Source organism: Mesorhizobium sp. LjRoot246, assembly GCF_964254115.1.
In the GTDB taxonomy this organism is placed as follows: Bacteria; Pseudomonadota; Alphaproteobacteria; order Rhizobiales; family Rhizobiaceae; genus Mesorhizobium.
Genome location: NZ_CAXUSN020000001.1, coordinates 5,413,860 through 5,435,620, shown reverse-complemented (window position 1 = coordinate 5,435,620; position 21,761 = coordinate 5,413,860). Strand labels below are relative to the sequence as shown.

Genomic DNA, 21,761 nt, shown 5'->3' with positions numbered 1-21,761 from the left:
CTTCAACCGAGCCGGGTGATCGCGTAAGGCGTCATCACGACTTGGCCTCGGCCAAAAGCTGAAATGTCGACCGGCACGTCGTCCGCCGTCAGGTTGGCCAGCCACACGACAGTGTCGCCCGAGGCCGAGCGCCCGGCCAACGCCAGCACCTTGGTTTCATCGCTGGTCCTTGCCGCCACCTGCGTAAGGCCGGCCAGTTCGCAAAGCCCCTTGATCGCGCTGAAGATCGGCCGGGGCGATCCTTTCGCAACGGGTTCCCCTGAGGAAGCGAGCACGCCGAAAGGTCCGGTGAAACTGGAGAGCGTCAGCATCTCCAGTCCGGCGGGCGCGACGCGTGCGGCATAACCGATCGTCCATGCTGCCGCGAACAGGCCGGCATGGCGTGGGTCTCGGTCGGCCATGGCGATGCGCTGTCCCCCGGGCTTGGTCGCGCCGCCATAGGGGTTCTGGCGCATGGCAATCGTCGAAGGGCCGATCCGATAGGGTTTTGCCCCGAAGATAGCCCGCGCCGATTGGGTGATGAAAGGCAGCGCCTCCAGCGACTGCATGATGCTGAGATCGTCGGCGGCATGCACGATCGGGCAAGTGCAATGGCTGACGAAATCTAGCTGGTCTACGGGCACGCGTTTGCGGTTGAGTTCGGTGAAATAGCTGAACATGCCGCCGCCAAGACGGATGTCCCGGAAGGCGCGCCGCGCCGCGGCGTAGACCTCTTCGAGCGGCGGGCATTCAGGCCACGCGCTGCCCGGCGGCGTCGATTGCCGGTCGACCGAAGGTGAGACGGCAATGGCCTGGAGTTTCAGCCCGGCCTCGCGAACCAGGCCGGCGGCCCCGGACATCTCGGCGTCAAGATCGCCTGTGGCAGCAACGACGCATTCGAGGGTCGTCTGTACCGGATAGTCGGCGGCAAGTTTTGCAAAGGATTGCAACGCACCCAACCCGTGGCCGCGCGTCGGATCGTAGTGAAACAGCAGCTGTTGCGGGCCGAGCGCCGACAGCGTTGGGAGGCTTGCCAGCGCCGTCTCGACATCCTCGGGATAGATGACCACGCCGACATCGGGCAGCCCTGGTCCGGCCTCGCCGAGCTCGACGCGGACCGGTCGGCTGGCCACGGTAGCAGCCGGCGCTTTGCCTTCACCCGTGATGCGCAGGCTGATCGTCTGGCGCAGGGGTTCGCCGGCAGGCAGCACATAGGGCCACGGCAGCGCCAGCGGCCGCACATAGGTCTTATAGGATGCGTCCGACCAGTTGCGCTGGTCCTCCATTTCGAAAGTGTCGCCTTCCATCCGGCATTCGGCGGTGACGCCAGGCCGAATCTGATGCGTGATGGCGCGGATATTCTTGAAAGGCTGCCAGGGCTCGATCAACTCGGGAAGTTTCGTCGCCACCACGCTGCCGTCCGTATGCTCGACCGTGACCGGGCTGCCGGCTAGCCCGGCGATCGGGTGCAGGATGCAGAAGCCGCAGCGGTTGGTCTCGAAATCGTTCTCGGGAAGGGCGCTTACGTCGAAGACCAAACGGCCATCGGCAGAGCCTTTGATGGTGGCGCGGAAGCCGAGCCGGCTTCCACCGAGGGCCACACAGCTGGCCGAATAGCTGACCGAAAAAGCGTCGGCACCCTGTTCGATGATCAGGTCCGTCAATATTGGCTCGTAGGTGCCCCAATCGCGATCCCTGACTATATAGGCGATGGCGCGCAGCACCTCGGTGCCGCTATGACGGATCGTGCGCAGATTGCCGTTGACGAAGTCGGCGCTGAGCGCGCCTGCGCGCAGCCTGATTGGCTCGGCCTCGACGGCACGCGTACCGTAGAGGAGGAAGGCGTCGGCGGTCATTTCAGCAAGGCGTCGAGCTGCACCGGTTGCCGGCTCGCGGCACCGGCATAAGCGGCCTCGATCAGCGCGAACGTCTTGAGATTGTCGGCGCCCGAGGTCGCTGGTTCTACGCCCTTTGCCAGGCAGTCTACCCAGTGTTTTTGGATGGCGACGACGCTTTCCTGGATGTTGTGCCAGGGCCGCGACGCCCAAGGCAGCAGCGGCGGCGAGACGTCGGTGATGGCCGTGCCGCTCTTGCCGGTGACGGTGAGCCGGTATCCCTGCGCCAGCCGGATCGTTCCGTCGCTGCCGTCGATCTCGATCAGCGTTTCGGGAAACGGCTCCGTGGCGAGCTTCGTCGCATAGCTGCAGTCGACCACGGAGGTTGCGCCGCTCTTGTGGTCCATCAGCATGGTCGCCACATCCTCGCCCGCGATGGCGGGATTGATGCGGGCGGTTCGTGTCGTGATTGTCGACACATCGCCTAGCAGGAAACGGGCGATGTCGAGGATATGGATACCGAGGTCCTCGATGATGAAGCGCTTTCCCGTCGCCAGATAGGGCTGGTCGGAAAACACGTCATAGGCCGAGCGAAAGGAGATGCGCCCGAAGAAAGGCGTGCCGATCTCGCCGCTGTCGAGCACGCCGCGCACAGCCTGGATCGGCGACTGCCAGCGAAAATTCTCATGCACCATCAGCGGCACGCCGGCTTCCACGCACGCCCCGACCATCGCCTTGGCGTCGGCGAGCGTCGGTGCGAACGGCTTTTGGCAGATCACCGGCACGTGGTGCTGTGCCGCCATCTCGACCAGCGGGCGATGGCTGGGCGCGGTGGTGGCGATATCGACGAAGTCGAGGTTTTCGCCGGCAAAAAGTTCCGCCGCATCGGTATAGCGCCTCGCAACGCCGAACTGGTCGCCGACGATCCTGAGCCGCTCCGGATCACGGTCGCAGATGGCGACGATCGAGGCGCCTGCTATGTCGCGCCAGGCGTGCATCTGGTTGACGGCAAAGAAGCCGCAGCCGACTAGCGCTCCACGCAACTCCGCCATGCTCAACCTGCCTTCGCCATCTGCATCAAGGTGACACGTTGCTGAAGCCGGCGCTGCGCCTGGTCGACGACGACGGCGACGATGATGACGAGGCCCTTGATCACCATTTGCCAGAACGAACTCACACCCATCATCACCAACCCGTCCGAAAGAATGCCGATGACGAAGGCGCCGACAATGGTGCCGCCGATCGTGCCGCGGCCGCCCGACATCGAGGTGCCGCCGAGCACTGCCGCCGCAATGGCGTTGAGCTCGAAACTTTCGCCTGTCGCCGGATGCGAGGCCATCAGCTCGGACGAGATGATCAGGCCGACGATCGCCGCGCAGAACCCGGAGAACATATAGACGAACATCTTCACCATGTTGACACGGACGCCCGAAATCCGCGACGCCCGTTCATTGCCGCCGACGGCGAAGATGTGGCGGCCGAGCGGCGTGTATTTGGCGAGATAGGCGGCTCCCAGCGCAACGACGATCAGGATCCAGATCGCCACCGGCAGACCAAGCAGCCGGCCGGCGCCGAGGAAGCCGAAGCCGGTGGTGCCAAGCTCCGGCTTGCCGACGAGGTTGGGAAAGGTGCGGCCATCCGACGACAACAGCGCCAGGCCACGCGCGACATAGAGCACGCCGAGCGTGGCGATGAACGGCGCGACGTTCAGCCTGGTGATCAGTAAGCCGTTGACGGCGCCGATCAGGATACCGACGGCAAGCGTGATCAGCGCGATCTCGAAGACGTTGAAGTAGATCGTGTAGCCGATCTGCAGGTCGATGCCGTTGAGCACGAGATAGCCGGCCACCATGCCGCACAGGCCGACGATCGAGCCGACCGAAAGGTCGATGCCGCCGGTGATGATGACGAAGGTCATGCCCATCGCCAGGAACGCGTTCAGCGCCACATGCTTCGACATCAGGATCAGATTGGCGGTCGACAGAAAATTCGGCGCCGCGATCGAAAAGAAGATCAGGACGGCGATGAGCGCGATGAAGGTCCTGAGCTTCATCAACGTCAGGAGCATGGAGCCGCTCGGGGCAGAGGAGGTAGCCGCCTTGGCCGGGATGTCAGTCATGGGCGGTGCTCTCCGTATGTGGGGCCGGTCCGTGGCCAAGCGCCGATGCGGCGACGAGTGCCGCCTCCGTCGCCTCGGCGCGGTCGAACATGCCGGTCAGTTTTCCGTTGCTCATCACCGCGATGCGGTCGGACAATGCCATGACCTCATCGAGATCGGAGGTGGCGAACAATATCCCCAAACCGTCGCGGGACAGTTTGCGCATGGTGCGGAAGACGTCTGCCTTGGCGCCGACATCGATGCCGCGGCTGGGTTCGTCCATCAACAGCACCTTGGGTTCGGTCAGCAGCGCCTTGCCGATCACCACCTTCTGCTGGTTGCCGCCCGACAGCGACGAGACCTCCTGCACCGGGTCGGCGACCTTGATCGCCAGTTCCCGCACCATCTGTGTCACTGCCTGCTTCTCGTCGGCGCCACGGATGTGGAACAGGCGGGCAAATCGCGACAGGCTGGCCAGCGTCAAATTGCTGGCGACCGAGAGGATCGACACCAGCCCTTCGCGCTGGCGGTCCTCGGGGATCAGTGCCAGCCCGCGCCGGATGCGCCGCGTCGTGTCGCGCTCCCTGACCTGTTTGCCGCCAATGAAGATATCGCCCGTCGAATGGCCATGGCGGCCCATGATGCAGTCGAACAATTCGCTGCGCCCGGCGCCCATCAGGCCATAGATGCCGAGGATCTCGCCGGCACGCAGCGACAGCGAGACATGGTCGACGGCAAGCCCGCCGGTCGCGCGCGGCAGGCAGATTTCCTCGGCGCGGAAGATCTCTTCGCCCGGAAGATGGCCGTCTGCCTTGGCGAAATCCTTGGCGTCGGAGCCTATCATCTGGCGAACGATCCACTGCGTGTCGACGTTTTTCATCTCCTCCTGGCCGGTGATGCGGCCGTCGCGCAGCACGGTGATGTAGTCGCCGATGCGGATCAGCTCTTCCAGCCGGTGCGAGATGTAGACAATGGCCACACCGCGCGCCTTGAGGTCGGCGATCACCTTGAACAGGATCTCGACTTCCGCCGCGCTCAGCGCCGAGGTCGGCTCGTCCATGATCAGGATGCGCGCGTCGAGCGAGACCGCCTTGGCGATCTCGACCAGTTGCTGCTGGCCGATGCGTAGATCCTCGACCAGCATATCGGGCCGTATGCCGGCTTGCAGGCGTTCCAGAAATTCCGCCGCGCGGTTTTCCTGTTGCTTGCGGTCGATCTTGCCAAAGCGGTTGGTGATCTCCCGGGTGGCGAAAATGTTCTCTGCGACGCTCATATTACCGAACAGGTTCAGCTCCTGGAACACCATGCCGATGCCGCGGTTCACCGCATCGCCGGATGACGAGAAGGAAACCTCTTCGCCCTCCAGCAGGATGCGGCCGGCTGTCGGCCGTTCGACACCGGCGATGATCTTCATCAGCGTCGACTTGCCGGCGCCGTTCTCGCCGACCAGCACGTTGACCGCGCCCTTGCGCACCTCGAAATTGGCGCGCTTGACCGCAACGGTGCCGGAATAGACCTTGGAGACGTCCTCCAGCTTCAGGATGATGTCGCGCTCGGCGATCGCGCTCATGGCTTCGGCCCGATCTCTGCCTCCGCCGGTGTCACCAGCGGCAGGTCCTGGCCGCTGCCCAGCGTATAGGCGCCCAGCACCTTGGCGCTGCGGCCCTCCAGCGCCTCGCGCGGCAACTTGGACAGCACCGTCTTGTCAGCATAGCTGTTGAACGCCTTGCCGAACTGGGCGAAGTCGATCTGGTTGGTGAAGTCGTTGAACTGGATGAAGTCCAGGCTGTCGCGTAGCGCGGTACCGCGCACCGCCGGTCCGATTTGCACCCGCGCATCGGCCTTGCCGTCGCCGTCGACATCGATGTCAACCGTTGCCGCGCGGGATTGCGTGTTGGCCGCCACGATCTTGCCTTCCAGGCGAACCGCGAAAGTCCATGGCGCGTTCTCCTGCTTGTTTGGATTGCCGTATTTGGCGCCGGCGGCCGCTGGGTCGGCTTTCGCCAGGGTATGAACCTGCGGAAACGGCCCGGCTTTCTGCTGGAGATAGGGCACGGCCCTTGGCGCCCAGATCTCCTCGACCGTCTTGTCGGGATTGAAGGCGGGAGCGTTGTCGCCGGCTTCCGATTTCGTCGGCAGGATCTTGCAGGCAGTCAGGCTGATGCCAACCATCGCGGCAAGGATCGGCCAGTTCGGCTTGGTGTTCAGCATGGCGGCCTGTTGTTCAGCATCGTGGGCGGCCCACGGAAAATGGCGGCGAGGGGCGCCCTGGGGTTCGCCCCTCGCTATTCATCCCACGCGGGCTCAGTTCGTCAGCGCGAAGGTCTCCAGCTTGGCGGCATTGTCGCCATTGACCAGAACGCAATCCATCAGCTGCTTTTCCTTGGCCGGCGACTTCTTGTTCTTGATGAAGTCGTTGGCCTGCTCGACCGCCATCTGCGCCTGCGCGAAGGCCGGCTGCAGGACGGTCGCCTTGATTCCGCCCGACGTGATGGAGTCGCGCACGTCGTTCGATCCATCGAAGCCAACGACGATGACATCCTTGCGGTTCGCCGCGGCAAGTGCCGCATAGGCGCCCATAGCCATCGTGTCGTTGCCTGAGATGACGCCCTTGATGTCGGGGTTGGCCTGCAGGATCGATTCCATCTTGGAATAGGCTTCAGTCTGGCTCCAGTTGGCCGACTGCTGAGCGACCATCTTCAGATCCGGATAGTCGTCGATGACGTCGTGATAACCCTTGGAACGGATGCCGGCATTGGTGTCGGATTCCTTGCCGACCAGCTCGACGAAATTGCCCTTCTCGCCCATCAGCTTGACGAATTCCTGCGCGCCGAGCTGGGCGCCCTGGTAATTGTTGGAGACGATCTGCGCGACGGCGACGCCGGTGGCGTTGATCTCGCGGTCGATCAGGAAGGACGGAATGCCTGCGTCCTTGGCCTTCTGCACGGCGGCGACGGTGGCGTCGGCGCCGGCATTGTCGAGGATGATCGCCTTGGCGCCGCGGCCGATCGCGGTGTCGATCAGCTCGGACTGCTTGTTGGCGTCGTCGTCATGGACCAGCACCAGCGCTTCGTAGCCGAGTTCCTTGGCCTTGGCCTCCGCGCCGACGGCTTCCGCCTTGAAGAACGGATTGTCGTGCGAGGGCGTGATGATGGCAATGAGATCCGCCGCGTAGGCGGGCACTGCCGTGCCAAGCGCCAGCATGCCGGCGAAAGCCGCAAGCGTCATTCTGCGTGTGAGTTTCATGAAGTCCTCCCGTTTGAAAATTACCTTGGTCAACCAAGGCCTTTGTCGGCATCCAAATTCGTCAGGCAGCGCGGGCGGCGGATCACTTCGGGCAAGCCGTTACCGGCTTACCCTCGACGGATCATTGCCCCCAGCCATCCTCCACTCGCTCAGGCTTCGTACTCCCTGCGAAACCCTGTCGATCCGAGCCATGAACAGCTAAGCCAACTGGTATGATGAGTCAACCACAAATTCAGGTGATATGTACCTGATGAGCGGCGAAACCTGAACGTCGGCACGCCGACGCCTCGAGGGCGCCGCGCCTGTCCTCTCTCATGTGATGCGCTGAATGCTGGCGGCGATCTCTTCCGGCTCGAACACGCGTTTCCAGTCGTCACGCATCAGCACCGGCTTGCCGAATTCGATCGCCTTGTTGCAGGCGTCGGAGAACACGCCCTTGGTCTCGCCGAAGATGACGGCGCCGAGCACGTTCATATGGCCGAGCAGGAAGTCGAGCGCCGCCTGTTGGTCGACGCCGCGCGCTACGACCTCGTCGACGGCTTCCTTCATAACCGTCAACAGCGAGGCGCACACCGTCTCCGAAAGCCCAGGCTCGAGCAGCGCCATCTGTTCGACGCTGACGCGGTGCGAGCGCATGACCGGCGCCCAGATGATCTTCGCGATCGCCTCTCCCTTGGCGTAGTCTTCTTCCGGTCCCTGCATCAGGGCGCTGACCATATGCTGCTTGGCCTTGACGCCGCCGAAATAGTCCTTCTTGGCCGCCATGTCGGTCTCGTCGTTGAAAATCGGCGGATGGCATGGATGAGTGACGAAATAGGTGAGGTCCGGCCGCTTCGGCAGATGGCCGGCGAAGGGTGCTGCCGCGTCGAGCACCACCACCATCGTGCCTGATACCAGCTTGCTCTCGATGCTCGTCGCTACCTTGCCGATATGCGTGTCGGGAACGGCCAGGATCACCACATCGGCGCCCTTGAGCGCCTCGTCGGCGCTGACCGTATCGAAACCCAGTCCGGTCTTCAGCCGTTCGCGGCCGGCATCGCTGACCTCGACATGGCGTATCGTGTAGGGCGATCCGCGAAAATTGGTCGACAGGCGGTAGCCCATTTTTCCGCCGGCACCGAACAGCGCAATCGTTGTCATCTCACTACTCCTGATTTCGACGGCATCGCCTGTCGTCAACTTATCAACTGGTATAATCACGCTACCAGACTTTGGCAATCCGATAATCAAATGCAGTGCAGGTCATGACTGCCGTCACCGCGTCCCGGAACCTCCGGGCACCTTCCCCTTGGCTTGGCGCGTGCGGCATAGCCAACAGTTTCGGCATGCTGCTGGCGATGCGCGTCCTGGAGGGGGCTGGGGCGGCGCGATGATGCCGCCGGCCGGGTCGGCTGATCCTGCCTCGCGCAGCGGGCTGATCGTCGCACGACCTACATGACCTTGCTCGCCACTATTGGGTCAGCGGCCACGTTCGATCGGGCAAGTCATGCTCGAAGCGGTTTGCCTTCAAGGCAACGAATCCGTGCTAACGGGTTCCTTCGGAGCCTTCCCCGGCGCGTTGGCTGACGGAGCATTAAACGAAAAACTGGCGCAAATCAGCACCATAGATAAATATGTACCATAGCTGACGGCATAGAGTCAAGAAAAAATTCCTATCGCGGAAAGCTGCCGGCACAAAAAAGCTGCCGATACCGCCGAACTGGCTGTCGTCAGGCCTTTTGTTGACCTGAGTTCGGAGCCCTGGGTTTGCCTTCAATAGGATTGCCTCACCTGATCGGTCGATTATCATAACGTTGATAACTCCATGGCTGAGCGCTGCTCCGAAGCGCTCTTGGCGGTGGATGGCGCGGAAAGATTGCGATGGCGAAGCTGGAAACACGACGGGTGTGGGTCAAAGAGCTTTCATCTGGTGAGAAGCTGGCCATCGCCGCCGACTGCGAGCGTTTCATCGCCGATGTTCTGAAGCCACGGTTCATCCACGGCCAGTCGAATCGGCTCGACCATCCGCTAGACATCTTCGGCAAGTGGCGAGGAAACAAATACGGTTTCTCCGCGCGCTACCGTTCGGATGACGGTGAAGAATTCAACGCTCCCTTCGCCCGGCTCGACCATGTGGAGGAGCATCGCGCCGAGACCCGGTTCGACCTCATGTGGCACAGGCACACCGGAGCATGGTGGCGGTTGCATGCGGCCGTTACGTTGGACGAGGCCCTGCGTCTCATCGCGGCTGACTCGAGGCTCCAGCCGCCACTATGAATCGCGACAGTGCCCCCCGTTTCGATGTCGATGCCTTGAGCGACCTGGTCGGCAACAAGGTGTACTCGCGTGGCGAGGCCTATTGGCGTGACGGGCTGGTGCAACTGCTATCCGTTGGGCAGAAACGCGTTCTGGCACAGGTTGCCGGCACGGAGGACTATCGTGTCGAGCTGACGGGGCGTGGCGAGTCCGTTGACGGTACCTGTTCTTGCCGCGCCTTCGGCGATTGGGGGTATTGCAAGCATTTGGTGGCGACGGCTCTGGCGGCAAATGCGGCAGGCGGCGATGGCGTGGCGGAAGGCGCCGGCGCGTTCGCGCGTATTCGAAAACATTTGGAAGGCAAGGGCAAGGCGGCGCTTGTCGACATGATCATGGACAGTGCCGAGCGCGACCCGATTCTGTTGCGTAAGCTGGAAATGGCGACGCTGGCTACGCAGGACGGCGACGAGGCGACGCTCGAAGCGCGCCTCGGCAAGATGATCGACGGCGCAACCGCCACGAATGGCTTCGTGGATTACCGCGAGGCGCCCGACTGGGCGCAAGGCGTCGAGGAGGCGCTCGATGTGATCGCCTCTGTCTCGGGCAAGCATGCCGGCGTGGTGATGCCGCTCGCGATGCGCGCCATCGATCGGATCGAGGTCGCCATCGAAGACATGGACGATTCCGATGGTCATTGCGCGCGACTTCTCAACCGGGCGTGCGAAATCCACCTGAGTGCTGCCCGGGTGGCACCTTGCGAACCCGTGTCCCTGGCGCGCGACCTTTTCGCACGCGAGATCAATGGCGACTACGACACCTTCAGTGGCGCGGCCGGGCGCTACAGCGATGTCCTCGGTGAAGATGGATTGGCCGAATACCGTCGCCTTGCCAGCGAGGCCTGGGACAAGTTGCCCGCAACCGCCGGCAAGAGCCGGACCGGTCACATACTGAATGGGGATCATTACAGGCTGCGGGAAATCCTCGATTTCTTTGCCGAACGAGACGGCGACGTCGAGGCGCGCATCGCGCTTCGCGCCAAGCATCTGTCGTCACTGGAAGCTTATCTGCAAATCGCCAAACTCTGCCTCTCGCACGGTCGCGCCGATGAGGCCTTGCGCTGGGCCGAGGACGGCCTGTGGCTCTTCGAGGACGATCGGCCCGACGAGCGGCTCGTTTTCTTTGCCGTCGAACTGCTGACCACAGCCGGTCGCGATGCAGATGCCGAAGCACATCTATGGCGCGCATTCGAGAAGGCGCCGAGCCTGGAATTGTATCGGCGGCTGTGCAAGACGGGTGGCACGGCAGCGCGCGATCGGGCGGTCTCGCGTCTCCAATCCAGATTGGCGGGCGAGAAGCCATCCAAGTGGCATTATCCGGCCGAACTGCTCATCAGCATCCTGATCGAGGAGAAGCGGTTTGACCTGGCCTGGGCGAACACGCGCGAACATGGTGCTTCCGATGGGCTGAAGGAAAGGCTCGCGCGGGCCAGCGAAGCCACCCATCCGCGCGAAGCGCTGACGATTTATGCCGAACGCGTCAACCGGTTGGCCGAGTTTGGCGGCAATGACGCCTATGCGGAAGCGGCGGTCTTGATCGGCCATATGGCGGGCCTGCGCGTGGCGTCCGAACATGTCGCTTACTTGGCGGATGTGAAGGCCCGCTTCGGCCGCCGGCGCAATTTCATGAAACTGTTGCCCTGACATGCGGCGCGCGGCGATCGAGGAACAAGACCGTTATATGCTGGAACGCCAGCGGCAGTTCCGCGCGGCGGCGGATGTCGTTGCCGATGCCTGGACGCGTTTTCGCGATGTGGCGGCGGTGGCCGTTATCGGCTCCGTCGCCAAGCCGCTTTGGAAAGAGGTCCCGCGTTTCATCGAATTCCGGCGCGCACGGATCGAGGTCTGGCATGAATGCAGCGATCTCGACCTGGCACTCTGGCTCGACTCGCAGGAACGCCTCGGCGAACTGCGCCGCGCCGCGGCACTTGCCCTGCGCGAGGCGTTTGAGAAGGGAACAGGGATCAGCGTTGCCGATCACCAACTGGATGTTTTTCTGATCGAACCCGGCACGGACAATTATCTGGGCCGGCTTTGCAAGTTCAGTCAATGTCCTAAAGGAAAGATCGACTGCTTGGTTCCCGGCTGCGGCGAAATCGCCTTCAACAAGCAGGTCGCCGACTTCAAGCCGTATGACGATCTGCTCGCCCCAGCCCAAGGCGCGATGCTCTATAGGCGCGGCGTCGGCCGGATACGCTCTGCGCTTGACCTGCCGCAGACTGGTTGAAAGGCAACTGGGCGAGCCGGCGTTGGCCGTATGTCAGACGACCGCTCCACATCGCAGGCATCGCGATGATGCCTCTGTGAAAACGGCAGGCGTTGCGACAGTGAGCGACTTTTCCAGTCGTCCGGCGCGAAACGGTGCGTATACGGGCATACTTATATCCGCGAGGGCGGTTTTCCACTAGGCTGACGCCAGATGGACGGGAGCATCGATTGCGAGGATTTGCGGAAAGCGTGATGCAGGGGCCGCGGACCGTGGCCGAGCAGGTAGCGAATGTCCTGCGCGAAGCGATTGCCAGTGGAACCATCAAGGCGGGCACTCCGCTGCGCCAGGATGAACTGGCCGAGCAGTTCGGCTTCAGCCGCATGCCCATTCGCGATGCGCTTCGCCAGCTGGAAGCCGAGGGTATTGTCTCCATCCACCCGACAAAGGGCGCGCAGGTCGCCCGGATGGACGGCGCCGAGATCGGCGAAATCTATGCGCTGCGCGAACTGCTCGAATGCGAGGCGTTGCGGCTTTCGCTTCCCAATCTTGCCGGCGCGAAGCTCGACGAGGCGGAACAGGTGCTCGATCAGATCGACGCGGAGCGCAATGTCGGGCGATGGGGGGCGTTGAACCGCGCCTTTCATCTAGCTCTCTACGATGCCTGCGGCAACCATCGATTGCTCGGCTTGATCGAGGCCCACCACAATGCGGCCGATCGATACGTCCGCATCCTGCTGTCGAACCTGGACTATCGCAACCGCTCGCAGATGGAGCATCGCGACCTGCTCGCCGCCTACCGGCGGCGCGATGGTGACAAGGCCACAAGCATTCTGAGGCAGCATCTTCGCGAAGGGAGCGAGACGCTGGTCAGCGCGATCAGCGAAGATGGCCTGTCGCGAAAATCCTAGGCCGGCTCATAGGCATTGCGATGGCTTCAGCCCTGCGCCGGCCTGCGCTCGACGATGTAGATGTGGTCGGCCGCCAGCACCACTTCACCGCGCTGATTGATCACCTCGCAGCGCTCGATCACCCGTCCCGATCCTGGCCGTTTGGGGTCGTCTTCCCTGGTCGTGATTGTGGTGCGCGTGCGGATCGTGTCGCCGATGAACACCGGTTTGATGAAGCGCAGCCGGTCATAGCCATAGGAAAAGGCGACCGGGTTGACGATGCTAGCCGTCAGGCCGATGCCGACGGAGAACACCAGCGTGCCATGCGCGATGCGCTGGCCAAACGGCGTCGTCTTCATGTATTCGGCGTCCATATGGTGCGGGAAGAAATCGCCGGTGTGGCCGGCATGGACGACGAAGTCGGTCTCGGTGATGGTGCGGCCGCTGGTCAGGCGCGACGAGCCGATTTCGTAGTCCTCGAAATACTGGATCTGTTCCATCAGGGTCTTTCCGCGATCGGCGTCGCCGGTGCCGCGCTCGATTGATAGGCGGCCTCGACCAGCGCCATCGTGCTCCACGCATCCTCGACCGGGCTGATCAGCATAGCATCTTCTCCGGTGGCGAAACGCTGGACATTGGCCATGCGGCCAACGAAGCCGTCAGGAAACCACTCGCCGGCCAAGGGTACCGCGACCCAGTCTGTTCCGCCCTTCGGATAGATCTCCAATATATCCGGTTCGCCTGTGGGATAGTCGAGATTGAGGCCGAGCTTGAGATAGGCGGCGCCCTCGGTGCCGCAGATGCGAAACTCGCAGGCCTGATGCCGGCGTCCGAACTTGTGGTCGTGGTTGATCGACAGCGCGCAGCGCACGGTATCGCCATAGTCGAGAATGGCGCTGGTGCGCGTCTGCGCCACCGCGTGGTTGGGGTGGCCAAGCGTCTTGGCGTGCACACCTTGCGGGTCTCCAAGCAACTGCCGGATCAGGTCGAGATAGTGGATCGAATGCATGGCGATCTCGACGCGTGGCGCCTTGAGCAGGAACTCCCAAAGCTCCCACGGCGTGGCCAGCGCGAGCCAGGCATCGAAGTCGACGATCTCGCCGAGCCATCCCTTGGCGATCGCGTCCTTCAGCGCCAGCATCATCGGCGCGAAGCGCAGTTGGAAGTTCACCGCCGCGTGCAGCTTCCTGGCGCGGCAGATTTCGAGGATCACGGTCGCCTCGGCAAGATTGCTGCCCATCGGCTTCTGGATCAGCGCCACCGCGCCGTTCGGCAACGATTTCAGCACATCGGCATGGCGCGACGGCGGAGTGGCAAGGTCGAAGATTGCGCCCTCGACGGCGGCGGCCTCCTCGACCGAGCGAAAGGCCGTCACGCCCCATTGACTGGCCAGCTTTTCAGCCCTGGCATGGTCAGGATCATAAAGCCCGGCGACCGGAAAGCCGGCCTTCCTGTAGGCCGGGAAATGCGCGTCGCCGACGATCGATCCGGCGCCGAAGGTGACGATTGGCCGAGGCTTTGAGGGTTTTGGCCAGGATTGAACGAGCAAGGCAGGGTCGAAACCGCCTTCAGTCATGATGGAAGACCTCATCCATCTCGGCCCACCACTCGCCCTCTTTGCGCGTCGCCAACGGCTCCTGGCATGGCATGCAGACCGCCCACCATTCCTGCGTCTTCGGATCGGCCGCCATCTTGGCCATGTCGGCTTCGTAGTCGGTACCGTGGTATTCGAAGGTGCTGAACAGCAGGTTCTCTGGCCGCTTCAGGTAGATCGAGTAGTTCTTGATGTTGCAGGCCGAGATCATGGTGAGCACGTCCGGCCAGACGGCGGCATGCAGGCGGACATATTCCTCGACTTTTTCCGGCTTCAGTCCCAGAACCATCCCCATCCGCTGCATATCAGTTCTCCTATTTCGTCATCGCCGTGGTGAATTCGGCGATGCTCATGGCCTTGACCGCGTCCCAGTCCCAGTCGATGCCGATGCCCGGTTCGTCAGGCGCCAGCGCCTGCCCATCCTCGATGCGCATACGCTTGCCGGTCAACTGGTCGAGCTGCGGAATGTACTCGACATATCGGCCGTTCTGAACAGCGCAGGTCAGGCTGACATGAAGTTCCATCAGGAAATGCGGGCAGACCGGAATGTCGAAGGCCTCTGCCGCATGCGCGATCTTGAGCCAGGGCGTGATGCCTCCGATGCGGCCGACATCGACCTGCACGATCGAGCAGGCGCCTTTCTGCATGTATTCGCGGAAATGGCGGATGGAGTAAAGCGACTCGCCGATGGCGATCGGCGTCGGCGTCGAGTTGGACAGCCGCACATGCCCGTCGATGTCGTCGGCCGGCAGCGGTTCCTCGATCCAAGCAAGGTCGAGCTCACGCAGCCTTGCCGCGCGCCGGATCGCTTCGTCGACCGAAAACCCCTGATTGGCGTCGGTCATGATTTCGTAACCGTCGCCGACCGCCTTGCGCACTGCCGACAGGCGGGCAAGATCCTCCGAGCCGTGCGGCCTGCCGATCTTCACCTTGGAGCCGCGAAATCCCTTCGCCTTGGCGGCCAGCGCGTCGTCGACCAGCGCCTGCGTCTCGATGTGCAGCCAGCCGCCCTCGGTGGTGTAGAGCGGACAACGATCCTTGGCACCGCCGGCCAGCTTCCACAAAGGCAGGTTCTGCTTCTTCGCCCTGAGATCCCACAGTGCTGTATCGATCGCCGCGATGGCGATGGCCGTGATCGCGCCGATCGTCGTGGCATGCGTGGCGAATTCGAGATCGTGCCAGATCGCCTCGATCATATCGGGGTCGCGGCCGATCAAGCGCGGTGCAAGATGGTCTGACAAGAGCCGCATCACCGACGAACCGCCGGTACCAATCGTGTAGCTGTAGCCGATGCCGACCGCGCCGTCGGAATCGGTAATGGTGACGATCGGCGTTTCCTGGCTGACGAAACTCTGGATGGCGTCGGTGCGCTTGACCTTGGGCACAAGGTCCACCATGCAAAGGTCGACTTTCTCAATCCTTGCCATGTCGATCAGCTCCGCAATGTCTTTCCGGTCTCGGTGGCAAACAGATGAGCCTGCGACATGTCGAGGCTCATGGCGACCCGCTCGCCGGGCCTGAGCGGCCTCGGGTTCAGCATGCGCGACACCCAGTCTTCGCGGTTGAATTCGACGAACACCAGCGTCTCGTTGCCGAGTGGTTCGGTGACCGTGATTGGCAATTCGATCTGGTGTACGTCGGCCGCACCGCCGGAACTGATGCCATGACCAGTCGGATAGATGTCGTCCGGCCGTAGTCCGAACACGACCTTGTCGCCGGTCGCGACATTGGCCTTGAATTGGCTGGGGAGCGGCAGCTTTTCGCCGCTGGCGAAAACCAGCTGGCCACCATCGATCGTGGCCTCATGCAGGTTCATTGGCGGCGAGCCGATAAAGCCGGCGACGAAGCGCGTCGCCGGCCGCCGGAAAACCTCGTCGGGCGTGCCCACCTGTTCGATATGGCCGTCGCGCATGATGACGATGCGGTCGGCAAGCGTCATCGCTTCGACCTGGTCATGGGTGACGTAGATCACCGTCGACCGCACCTTGGCATGCAGCTTCTTGATCTCGGTGCGCATCTGCGTGCGCAATTTGGCGTCAAGATTGGAAAGCGGCTCGTCGAACAGGAAGACATCGGGGTCGCGCACGATGGCGCGGCCCATGGCGACGCGCTGGCGCTGGCCCCCGGAGAGTTGCGACGGGCGTCGGTCGAGCAGCGTGTCCAAGCCGAGGATGGCCGAAGCTTCGGCGACACGGCGCTCCATGTCTTCCTTGGCGGCACCGGCGATCTTCAGGGAGAAGCCGAGATTTTCGCGAACCGTCATATGCGGATACAGCGCGTAGGACTGGAACACCATCGAGATGTTGCGCGAGCGTGGCGGCAGGTCGTTCACAATGCGCCCGCCGATCTCGATCGAGCCGGCGCTGATCTCCTCGAGACCGGCGATCATGCGCAGCGTCGTCGACTTGCCGCAGCCGGACGGGCCGACCAGCGCGATGAATTCGCGGTCGGCAATGTCGAGATCGATGCCATGCACGATCCCGATATTGCCATAGCGCTTGGTCAGCTTGGTGAGGGTAACGGTTGCCATTGGATCAGCCTTTCACCGCGCCGGAGGTCAGGCCGCCGACAAGGTGTTTCTGGACGATGTAGGTGAGGGTGAGCGCCGGAATGATCATCACCACGGCAAGTGCGCACATGCCGCGCCAGTCGATGGTGAACTCGGCCGTGTAGTCGAGCAGGCCGACCGGCAGCGTTTTGGCGCTCACCGAGCGGGTCAGTTGCGAGGCCAGCGCGAACTCGTTCCAGCAGGTCAGGAAGGCAAAGATCGCGGCCGACGCGATGCCCGGACCGGCGAGCGGGAACTCGACCTGCCAGAACGCCTGCCAGCGCGTGCAGCCGTCGATCTGCGCGGCCTCCGCGAGGTCCTTCGGCACCTGACGGAAGAAGCCGTCGATCAGCCAGATCGTGAACGGCACGTTGAGCGCGACATAGGCAAGGATAAGCCCGAAATGCGTATCGATGATGCCAAGCCGCACATAGAGGAAGAACAGCGGCAGAGACAGCGCGATGCCCGGCACCGTGCGCGTCAGCATCAGGCCGAGGAAGACGCTCGATTTGCCGCGAAAGCGGTAGCGCGCGAACGCGTAGCCGCCGGCCATGCCGATGGCCACCGCAATCACCGTCGAGGTCACCGAGATGATCAGCGAGTTGCGGAAATATTCGATGACCGGAATGCCGCCCTTGCCGATGCCTGAGAACATCGCGACATAGGCGTCGAATGAAATCTCCTGCGGGATCCATACTGGCGGCTTGGCCATGATCTCGACGGTCGGCCGCAGCGACGACAGCACGATCCAGAGCCCAGGCAGGCAGATGGTCAGCATCGCCAGGAAAAGGCCGATGCGATAGACGATGCCCAACAGCCGGCGCTTCAGGCGGGCGGAAGAATTCTGATCCATTCTCACCACTCCGCACCGATCTGCGTGCGCGCCGCGGCGAGCTTGTTGAAGAAGTAGACCGTGAAGGCGATCGACAGCAGGATCGAGAAATAGGCCATGGCGTTGGCCATGCCCATGCGCCCGTCGCTGTAGGCGGTGCGCGCCACCAGCGTCCACAGCAGCTCGGTGCGGCCCGCCGGCCCGCCATCGGTCATGATCTTGACGATGTCATAGGCGCGCGCCACGTCGAGCGAACGGATGGTCATGGCGATGTAGGCGAACGGCATGACGAACGGCCACGTCACATAACGGAATGTCTGCCACGGCGTGCAGCCGTCGACGCGCGCCGCCTCGATCGGTTCCTTGGGCATGGCAAGCAGGCCGGCGAGGATCAGTATGGCGAAGATCGCCGTCGACGACCAGATTTCGGCGATCGAAATGGCGATGAAGGCGAGATGGCCCTCGATCAGCCACGGTATGGCATCCCTGGTGATGCCGAGCGACTGCAAGGCATTGTTTACCAGGCCGATATTGTCGTTGAACATGAACTTGAACTGGAAGCCGACGAGGATCGGCGAAAACATCATCGGGAACATCATCAGCGTGCGCAGGATGCGCTGACCGCGCGTCGCCTTCTCGACCAGCATCGCCAATCCGAGGCCAAGCAGCATTTCGAGATTGAGCGCGATGGTCAGCAGCAGAACCGTGCGGCCGAACGCCCACCAGAAGTCGGTGTTGGACAGGATCGAAAGATAATTCCGGATGCCGATAAAGACGTAGAATGTCTCGGGCCGCGTCAGGCGGAACGGGGTGAAGCTGGAATAGAGCGACAGAAGCAGCGGTACCACGACCACGGCCGCCAGCACGATCATGGCCGGAAGCAGCAGCAGGAATGGCGCGGATGGCTTGAAGCCCTTCATCAGAATCCTTGAGGTGTTTGTATATGGACGGCGGTGCGTGGACCGGGAGCGAAGGGTTGGCGTAAACCGCTGGCATCCCGCGCAACGCGATCGCCTCCCCCATTTTCTGATGGGGGAGGCGGCCCGGGAGCCGCTTCTAGAGCTTGCCGGCGTCCTGGAGGATTTGCGTCGCCTTGGCGGCGGCTTCGTCCAGTGCCTGCTTCGAGGTCTTGTCGCCGAGGATCGCCGCCTGCAGTTCGGGATAGACGGCGTTCGAAATCTCGATCCATTCAGGCGTCTGCGGCACGGCGAAGGCGTGCGTGGCTTCTTCCTGGAAGGCTGAGAGAACCTCCTTCTTGTAAGGATCGTTCTCGGCCTGCTTCAGGTCCCAGTCCCAGACAGCGGTGCGGGTCGGCAACGGGCCGGCGGCAGCTTCGAGCTTCTGGCTGTCCTCGTTGGTCAGCCACCACACCAGGGAAGCCGCGGCCTCCTTGTTCGGGCAATTCTCGGTCACCGAGAAGCCATGGAAACCGGACCAGCCGGTGCGCTTGCCGGACGAGCCCTTCGGCGCGACTTTCACGCCGACATTGCCGGCGACCTTCGACGATTTCGGATCGTTGAAGAAGCCGGCCCAGCCCGGCCAGTCCAGATTGATGGCGACGGTGCCCGAGGCAAAGCCCTGGCCGAGATCGTCCCACAGGTAGTTGGTGGTTCCGGCAGGCACGGCCTTGGCCTTGTAGAGGTTGACGAACCAGTCGAGCGCCCGGATGCCGGCCTCGGAATTGAAGACCGGCTTGCCGTCCTTGTCGAGATATTCGCCGCCCTCGGCGACCACCATCTCGTAGAATCGGCCGTTGATCGCCTCTTCCTTGCCGGCGAACTGCGTGCCGTAGAAATTGGGCGGGTTGGCGAAGAACTCTGCCTGGTCGGTGACTTCCTTCCAGGTGTCCGGCGGCACCAGGTCATAGCCGTATTTCGCCTTGAACTTGGTCTTGTTGTCGGCGTTCTCGTACAGGCTCTTCTGGTAGTAGAGCGCCGAAACGTCGAACTGCGCGCGCGGCAGCATCTCCAGCTTGCCGTCGATGGTTGCCGACGTGATCGTCGACGGCACGAAAGCGTCGATCTCTTCCTTGGGCAGCAATTTGCTGAGGTCGGTGTAGAGGCCCGTATATTGCGGCGCGAAGGACGAATGGTTCCAGCCGACGCACCAGTTGGTGCTGCCCGAGGCGATGTCGGACTTGAGCTCCTTGTCGATGTCGAAGCCATTCTTCTTGGTCAGGATGTTGACCTTGGCCCCGGTCGCCCTCTCCCATTCGGGAATGCGCTCGTAGAGCTTTTCATATTGCTGGCCGCCGATCAGCTTCACGTCGACGGTAATGCCTTCGAACTTGCCGGGCAGGTCGCCGGCAAGGGCCGCGCTTGCACCTGACGCAAGCAACAATGCACCGGCGCACACGCCGGAAAGCAGTCTGTTCATTGGTATCCTCCCTTGGTGCCGCCTCAGCGGCGACCGCAACTCGTCTGATGACAACAAGCGCTACATTCATATACAAACAAAACATTCACGGACACGTCAAGGCGAAATTTGTTTCCGCCAGCCGTGTTTCTGCGTATATGAAGGGTAAAATTCACTGGAGGGATGAGCCATGGACGACAGCGAAGACGAGCGCTATCGCGCGCCGGCGCTCGACAAGGGGCTTGATATCCTCGAACTGCTGGCAGGCGTCGACGGCGGTCTGACGCAGGCCGAAATCGCCAAGAAACTCGATCGCAGCCCCAACGAATTCTACCGCATGCTGGACCGGCTGGTGCGGCGCGGCTATGTCACAAGGCTTGATGGCGACCGTTACTCGCTGACGCTCAAGCTGTTCGGCCTGGCGCAGCTGCACGCTCCGGTGCGGCGGCTGGTGTCCTACGCGACGCCGCTGATGCGCGAACTCGCAGAGACCTCGCAGCAGGCCAATCAACTCGTTGTTTTTGATCGCGGTTCTGCCGTTGTCATTGGTCAGCAGGAAGCACCGAATTATTGGGGCATATCGATCCGTGTCGGCTCCCACATCAGTCTGTTCGACACCGGCTCGGGACATGTGCTGCTCGCCTTCCGTTCACCGGAAGAGCGCCAGATGATGATTTCCGAACACGTCCGCAGCACCGACAAGACGGCGCAATCGACCGAGTTCTTCACCCGGCTCGACCAGATTCGGGACCGCGGCTATGAGATGATGGCCTCGATGCAGACAGCCGGCGTCTACAACCTGTCGGCCCCGGTGCGCGGCTCCGACGGCAAAGCAATCGCGGCGCTGTCGATTCCCTACATCACGGTGGTCAATGCGCCTTCCGCGCCCGACATCACCAGGACGATCGAACTGTTGCTGGCAACGTGTGAAAAGCTGTCACACCTCGCTGGATCAGCGGTCGGTTCATCGGCATGAATTCTTATTTGAATGAACAATTCCTCCGTGAGATGATTTGAAAAAGCCGGAGGGAGGAGCCTCACCATGATCATCGACACCCATCTGCATCTCATCGACCGTTCGGCTTTGCGCTATCCCTGGCTCACCGGCGTGCCGGCGCTTAATCGCGATTTTTCCTATGAGGACTACGCCGTGGAGGCGCATCGTGTCGGCGTCGGGCGCGTGCTGCATATGGAGGTCGATGTCGACCCAGCCGACATCGAGGCCGAGACCGCTCGTGTCGAGGGGCTGTCGCGGCAACCCGGCAGCATGCTGGCGGGTGCGATAGCGTCATGCCGTCCCGAGGAAGGGGATTTCGCGGCCTATCTCGAACGGCAGCGGGCGAACCCGTTCGTAAAAGGCTTTCGTCGCGTCCTCCATGTCGTGCCTGACGACCTTTCGGAAGGCGCGCTGTTCCGGGACAACATCAAGCGGCTTGGCGGCACTGGCCTGACCTTCGATCTTGTCGTGCTGCCGCACCAGATCCCGAAGGCGATCGCGCTTGCCGACCTGGCGCCGGATGTGCAGTTCGTCCTCGACCATTGCGGCGTGCCCGACATCAAGGGCGGAGCCGAGCACCCGTGGCGCGAGCATATGAGCGAGATCGCCCGGCGCCCGAATGTCATGGCCAAGATTTCCGGCGTCGTCGCCTATGCCGATGCTGGCAGCTGGACGGCCGAGACGCTGCGGCCTTACGTCGAGCACACCATCAATTCATTCGGCTGGGACCGCGTCGTCTGGGGCAGCGACTGGCCAGTCTGCACGCTCGGCGGTGGCCTGTCGACCTGGGTCGCGGCGACCCATGCGCTGCTCTCAGGCTGCAGCATTGCCGAACGCGACAGGCTGTTGTCCGGCAATGCTCGCAAACTCTGGCGGCTCGACTAAGCCGG

The 21,761-nt window shown here is 62.7% G+C and carries 21 protein-coding genes; 6 read left to right on the top strand and 15 right to left on the bottom strand.

All coding sequences use genetic code 11. From position 1 onward, the window contains the following. Positions 1-2: 2 nt before the first annotated feature. The 7 genes from apnL to ACSQ3L_RS26655 form a co-directional block, all read right to left on the bottom strand. Positions 3-1,835: a D-apionate lactonase gene (apnL, locus tag ACSQ3L_RS26685; RefSeq protein ID WP_436162624.1), complete on the bottom strand. Its 1,833-nt coding sequence runs from the start codon at positions 1,833-1,835 to the stop codon at positions 3-5. Continuing rightward, positions 1,832-2,866, bottom strand: a complete 1,035-nt coding sequence (locus tag ACSQ3L_RS26680) for a Gfo/Idh/MocA family protein (protein ID WP_436162623.1) — start codon at positions 2,864-2,866, stop codon at positions 1,832-1,834. The genes apnL and ACSQ3L_RS26680 overlap by 4 nt, the downstream gene beginning before the upstream one ends. A gap of 2 nt (positions 2,867-2,868) precedes the next feature. Next, the gene (locus ACSQ3L_RS26675; RefSeq protein WP_436162622.1) at positions 2,869-3,933 is read right to left on the bottom strand and encodes an ABC transporter permease; all 1,065 of its coding nucleotides are present in this window, start codon (positions 3,931-3,933) and stop codon (positions 2,869-2,871) included. Further along, positions 3,926-5,482 carry a sugar ABC transporter ATP-binding protein gene (locus tag ACSQ3L_RS26670; RefSeq protein WP_436162621.1) on the bottom strand — a complete coding sequence of 519 codons (1,557 nt, stop codon included), beginning with the start codon at positions 5,480-5,482 and terminating at the stop codon, positions 3,926-3,928. Before ACSQ3L_RS26670 ends, ACSQ3L_RS26675 begins: the two co-directional genes overlap by 8 nt. Continuing rightward, on the bottom strand, positions 5,479-6,123 hold the full coding sequence (locus ACSQ3L_RS26665) for a DUF2291 family protein (protein WP_436162620.1): 645 nt from the start codon (positions 6,121-6,123) through the stop codon (positions 5,479-5,481). The genes ACSQ3L_RS26670 and ACSQ3L_RS26665 overlap by 4 nt, the downstream gene beginning before the upstream one ends. Before the next feature lie 93 nt (positions 6,124-6,216). Beyond that, entirely contained in the window at positions 6,217-7,158 is a 942-nt protein-coding gene (locus ACSQ3L_RS26660; protein WP_024502459.1) for a D-ribose ABC transporter substrate-binding protein, read from the bottom strand. 312 nt (positions 7,159-7,470) lie between these two features. Further along, a complete protein-coding gene (locus ACSQ3L_RS26655; protein WP_436162619.1) occupies positions 7,471-8,298 on the bottom strand; it encodes a phosphogluconate dehydrogenase C-terminal domain-containing protein in 828 nt (275 codons plus the stop codon). Between the two features lie 720 nt (positions 8,299-9,018). Here ACSQ3L_RS26655 and ACSQ3L_RS26650 point away from each other — a divergent pair. The 4 genes from ACSQ3L_RS26650 (at position 9,019) to ACSQ3L_RS26635 (ending at position 12,566) form a co-directional block, all read left to right on the top strand. Continuing rightward, complete coding sequence (locus ACSQ3L_RS26650; RefSeq protein WP_436162618.1) at positions 9,019-9,414, top strand: DUF3024 domain-containing protein; 396 nt, start codon at positions 9,019-9,021, stop codon at positions 9,412-9,414. Further along, a complete protein-coding gene (locus ACSQ3L_RS26645; protein ID WP_436162617.1) occupies positions 9,411-11,093 on the top strand; it encodes an SWIM zinc finger family protein in 1,683 nt (560 codons plus the stop codon). The genes ACSQ3L_RS26650 and ACSQ3L_RS26645 overlap by 4 nt, the downstream gene beginning before the upstream one ends. A 1-nt stretch (position 11,094) precedes the next feature. Next, entirely contained in the window at positions 11,095-11,676 is a 582-nt protein-coding gene (locus ACSQ3L_RS26640; RefSeq protein ID WP_436162616.1) for a hypothetical protein, read from the top strand. A 233-nt stretch (positions 11,677-11,909) separates the two neighbouring features. Next, positions 11,910-12,566 (top strand): GntR family transcriptional regulator, encoded by a 657-nt coding sequence (locus ACSQ3L_RS26635; protein ID WP_436162615.1) that lies wholly within the window; start codon positions 11,910-11,912, stop codon positions 12,564-12,566. A 26-nt stretch (positions 12,567-12,592) separates the two neighbouring features. On the opposite strand, the gene ACSQ3L_RS26630 is transcribed toward ACSQ3L_RS26635, so the two are convergent. From ACSQ3L_RS26630 to ACSQ3L_RS26595, 8 genes are all read right to left on the bottom strand, one after another. Continuing rightward, positions 12,593-13,048 (bottom strand): MaoC/PaaZ C-terminal domain-containing protein, encoded by a 456-nt coding sequence (locus ACSQ3L_RS26630; RefSeq protein WP_436163532.1) that lies wholly within the window; start codon positions 13,046-13,048, stop codon positions 12,593-12,595. Further along, on the bottom strand, positions 13,045-14,121 hold the full coding sequence (locus tag ACSQ3L_RS26625; protein ID WP_436162614.1) for a Gfo/Idh/MocA family protein: 1,077 nt from the start codon (positions 14,119-14,121) through the stop codon (positions 13,045-13,047). Before ACSQ3L_RS26625 ends, ACSQ3L_RS26630 begins: the two co-directional genes overlap by 4 nt. Further along, positions 14,114-14,443 (bottom strand): L-rhamnose mutarotase, encoded by a 330-nt coding sequence (locus tag ACSQ3L_RS26620; RefSeq protein ID WP_292637285.1) that lies wholly within the window; start codon positions 14,441-14,443, stop codon positions 14,114-14,116. The genes ACSQ3L_RS26625 and ACSQ3L_RS26620 overlap by 8 nt, the downstream gene beginning before the upstream one ends. A gap of 10 nt (positions 14,444-14,453) precedes the next feature. Then, on the bottom strand, positions 14,454-15,566 hold the full coding sequence (locus tag ACSQ3L_RS26615; protein ID WP_436162613.1) for a mandelate racemase/muconate lactonizing enzyme family protein: 1,113 nt from the start codon (positions 15,564-15,566) through the stop codon (positions 14,454-14,456). 5 nt (positions 15,567-15,571) lie between these two features. Further along, the gene (locus tag ACSQ3L_RS26610; RefSeq protein WP_436162612.1) at positions 15,572-16,669 is read right to left on the bottom strand and encodes an ABC transporter ATP-binding protein; all 1,098 of its coding nucleotides are present in this window, start codon (positions 16,667-16,669) and stop codon (positions 15,572-15,574) included. 4 nt (positions 16,670-16,673) lie between these two features. After that, the gene (locus ACSQ3L_RS26605) at positions 16,674-17,540 is read right to left on the bottom strand and encodes a carbohydrate ABC transporter permease (RefSeq protein ID WP_436162611.1); all 867 of its coding nucleotides are present in this window, start codon (positions 17,538-17,540) and stop codon (positions 16,674-16,676) included. A 2-nt stretch (positions 17,541-17,542) separates the two neighbouring features. After that, complete coding sequence (locus ACSQ3L_RS26600; protein WP_013533025.1) at positions 17,543-18,439, bottom strand: carbohydrate ABC transporter permease; 897 nt, start codon at positions 18,437-18,439, stop codon at positions 17,543-17,545. A gap of 136 nt (positions 18,440-18,575) precedes the next feature. Beyond that, entirely contained in the window at positions 18,576-19,895 is a 1,320-nt protein-coding gene (locus ACSQ3L_RS26595) for an ABC transporter substrate-binding protein (protein ID WP_436162610.1), read from the bottom strand. Between the two features lie 169 nt (positions 19,896-20,064). Here ACSQ3L_RS26595 and ACSQ3L_RS26590 point away from each other — a divergent pair, with 169 nt between their 5' ends. Next, a complete protein-coding gene (locus ACSQ3L_RS26590; RefSeq protein WP_436162609.1) occupies positions 20,065-20,850 on the top strand; it encodes an IclR family transcriptional regulator in 786 nt (261 codons plus the stop codon). A 66-nt stretch (positions 20,851-20,916) separates the two neighbouring features. Further along, a complete protein-coding gene (locus ACSQ3L_RS26585) occupies positions 20,917-21,756 on the top strand; it encodes an amidohydrolase family protein (RefSeq protein ID WP_436162608.1) in 840 nt (279 codons plus the stop codon). Positions 21,757-21,761 lie beyond the last annotated feature (5 nt).

What these genes read in the sequence shown, in the direction of transcription:
- apnL (WP_436162624.1), bottom strand. Translation starts at nt 1,835, where the DNA reads ATGACCGCCGACGCCTTCCTCCTCTACGGTACGCGTGCCGTCGAGGCC.
- ACSQ3L_RS26680 (WP_436162623.1), bottom strand. Translation starts at nt 2,866, where the DNA reads ATGGCGGAGTTGCGTGGAGCGCTAGTCGGCTGCGGCTTCTTTGCCGTC.
- ACSQ3L_RS26675 (WP_436162622.1), bottom strand. Translation starts at nt 3,933, where the DNA reads ATGACTGACATCCCGGCCAAGGCGGCTACCTCCTCTGCCCCGAGCGGC.
- ACSQ3L_RS26670 (WP_436162621.1), bottom strand. Translation starts at nt 5,482, where the DNA reads ATGAGCGCGATCGCCGAGCGCGACATCATCCTGAAGCTGGAGGACGTC.
- ACSQ3L_RS26665 (WP_436162620.1), bottom strand. Translation starts at nt 6,123, where the DNA reads ATGCTGAACACCAAGCCGAACTGGCCGATCCTTGCCGCGATGGTTGGC.
- ACSQ3L_RS26660 (WP_024502459.1), bottom strand. Translation starts at nt 7,158, where the DNA reads ATGAAACTCACACGCAGAATGACGCTTGCGGCTTTCGCCGGCATGCTG.
- ACSQ3L_RS26655 (WP_436162619.1), bottom strand. Translation starts at nt 8,298, where the DNA reads ATGACAACGATTGCGCTGTTCGGTGCCGGCGGAAAAATGGGCTACCGC.
- ACSQ3L_RS26650 (WP_436162618.1), top strand. Translation starts at nt 9,019, where the DNA reads ATGGCGAAGCTGGAAACACGACGGGTGTGGGTCAAAGAGCTTTCATCT.
- ACSQ3L_RS26645 (WP_436162617.1), top strand. Translation starts at nt 9,411, where the DNA reads ATGAATCGCGACAGTGCCCCCCGTTTCGATGTCGATGCCTTGAGCGAC.
- ACSQ3L_RS26640 (WP_436162616.1), top strand. Translation starts at nt 11,095, where the DNA reads ATGCGGCGCGCGGCGATCGAGGAACAAGACCGTTATATGCTGGAACGC.
- ACSQ3L_RS26635 (WP_436162615.1), top strand. Translation starts at nt 11,910, where the DNA reads ATGCAGGGGCCGCGGACCGTGGCCGAGCAGGTAGCGAATGTCCTGCGC.
- ACSQ3L_RS26625 (WP_436162614.1), bottom strand. Translation starts at nt 14,121, where the DNA reads ATGACTGAAGGCGGTTTCGACCCTGCCTTGCTCGTTCAATCCTGGCCA.
- ACSQ3L_RS26620 (WP_292637285.1), bottom strand. Translation starts at nt 14,443, where the DNA reads ATGCAGCGGATGGGGATGGTTCTGGGACTGAAGCCGGAAAAAGTCGAG.
- ACSQ3L_RS26615 (WP_436162613.1), bottom strand. Translation starts at nt 15,566, where the DNA reads ATGGCAAGGATTGAGAAAGTCGACCTTTGCATGGTGGACCTTGTGCCC.
- ACSQ3L_RS26610 (WP_436162612.1), bottom strand. Translation starts at nt 16,669, where the DNA reads ATGGCAACCGTTACCCTCACCAAGCTGACCAAGCGCTATGGCAATATC.
- ACSQ3L_RS26605 (WP_436162611.1), bottom strand. Translation starts at nt 17,540, where the DNA reads ATGGATCAGAATTCTTCCGCCCGCCTGAAGCGCCGGCTGTTGGGCATC.
- ACSQ3L_RS26600 (WP_013533025.1), bottom strand. Translation starts at nt 18,439, where the DNA reads ATGAAGGGCTTCAAGCCATCCGCGCCATTCCTGCTGCTGCTTCCGGCC.
- ACSQ3L_RS26595 (WP_436162610.1), bottom strand. Translation starts at nt 19,895, where the DNA reads ATGAACAGACTGCTTTCCGGCGTGTGCGCCGGTGCATTGTTGCTTGCG.
- ACSQ3L_RS26590 (WP_436162609.1), top strand. Translation starts at nt 20,065, where the DNA reads ATGGACGACAGCGAAGACGAGCGCTATCGCGCGCCGGCGCTCGACAAG.
- ACSQ3L_RS26585 (WP_436162608.1), top strand. Translation starts at nt 20,917, where the DNA reads ATGATCATCGACACCCATCTGCATCTCATCGACCGTTCGGCTTTGCGC.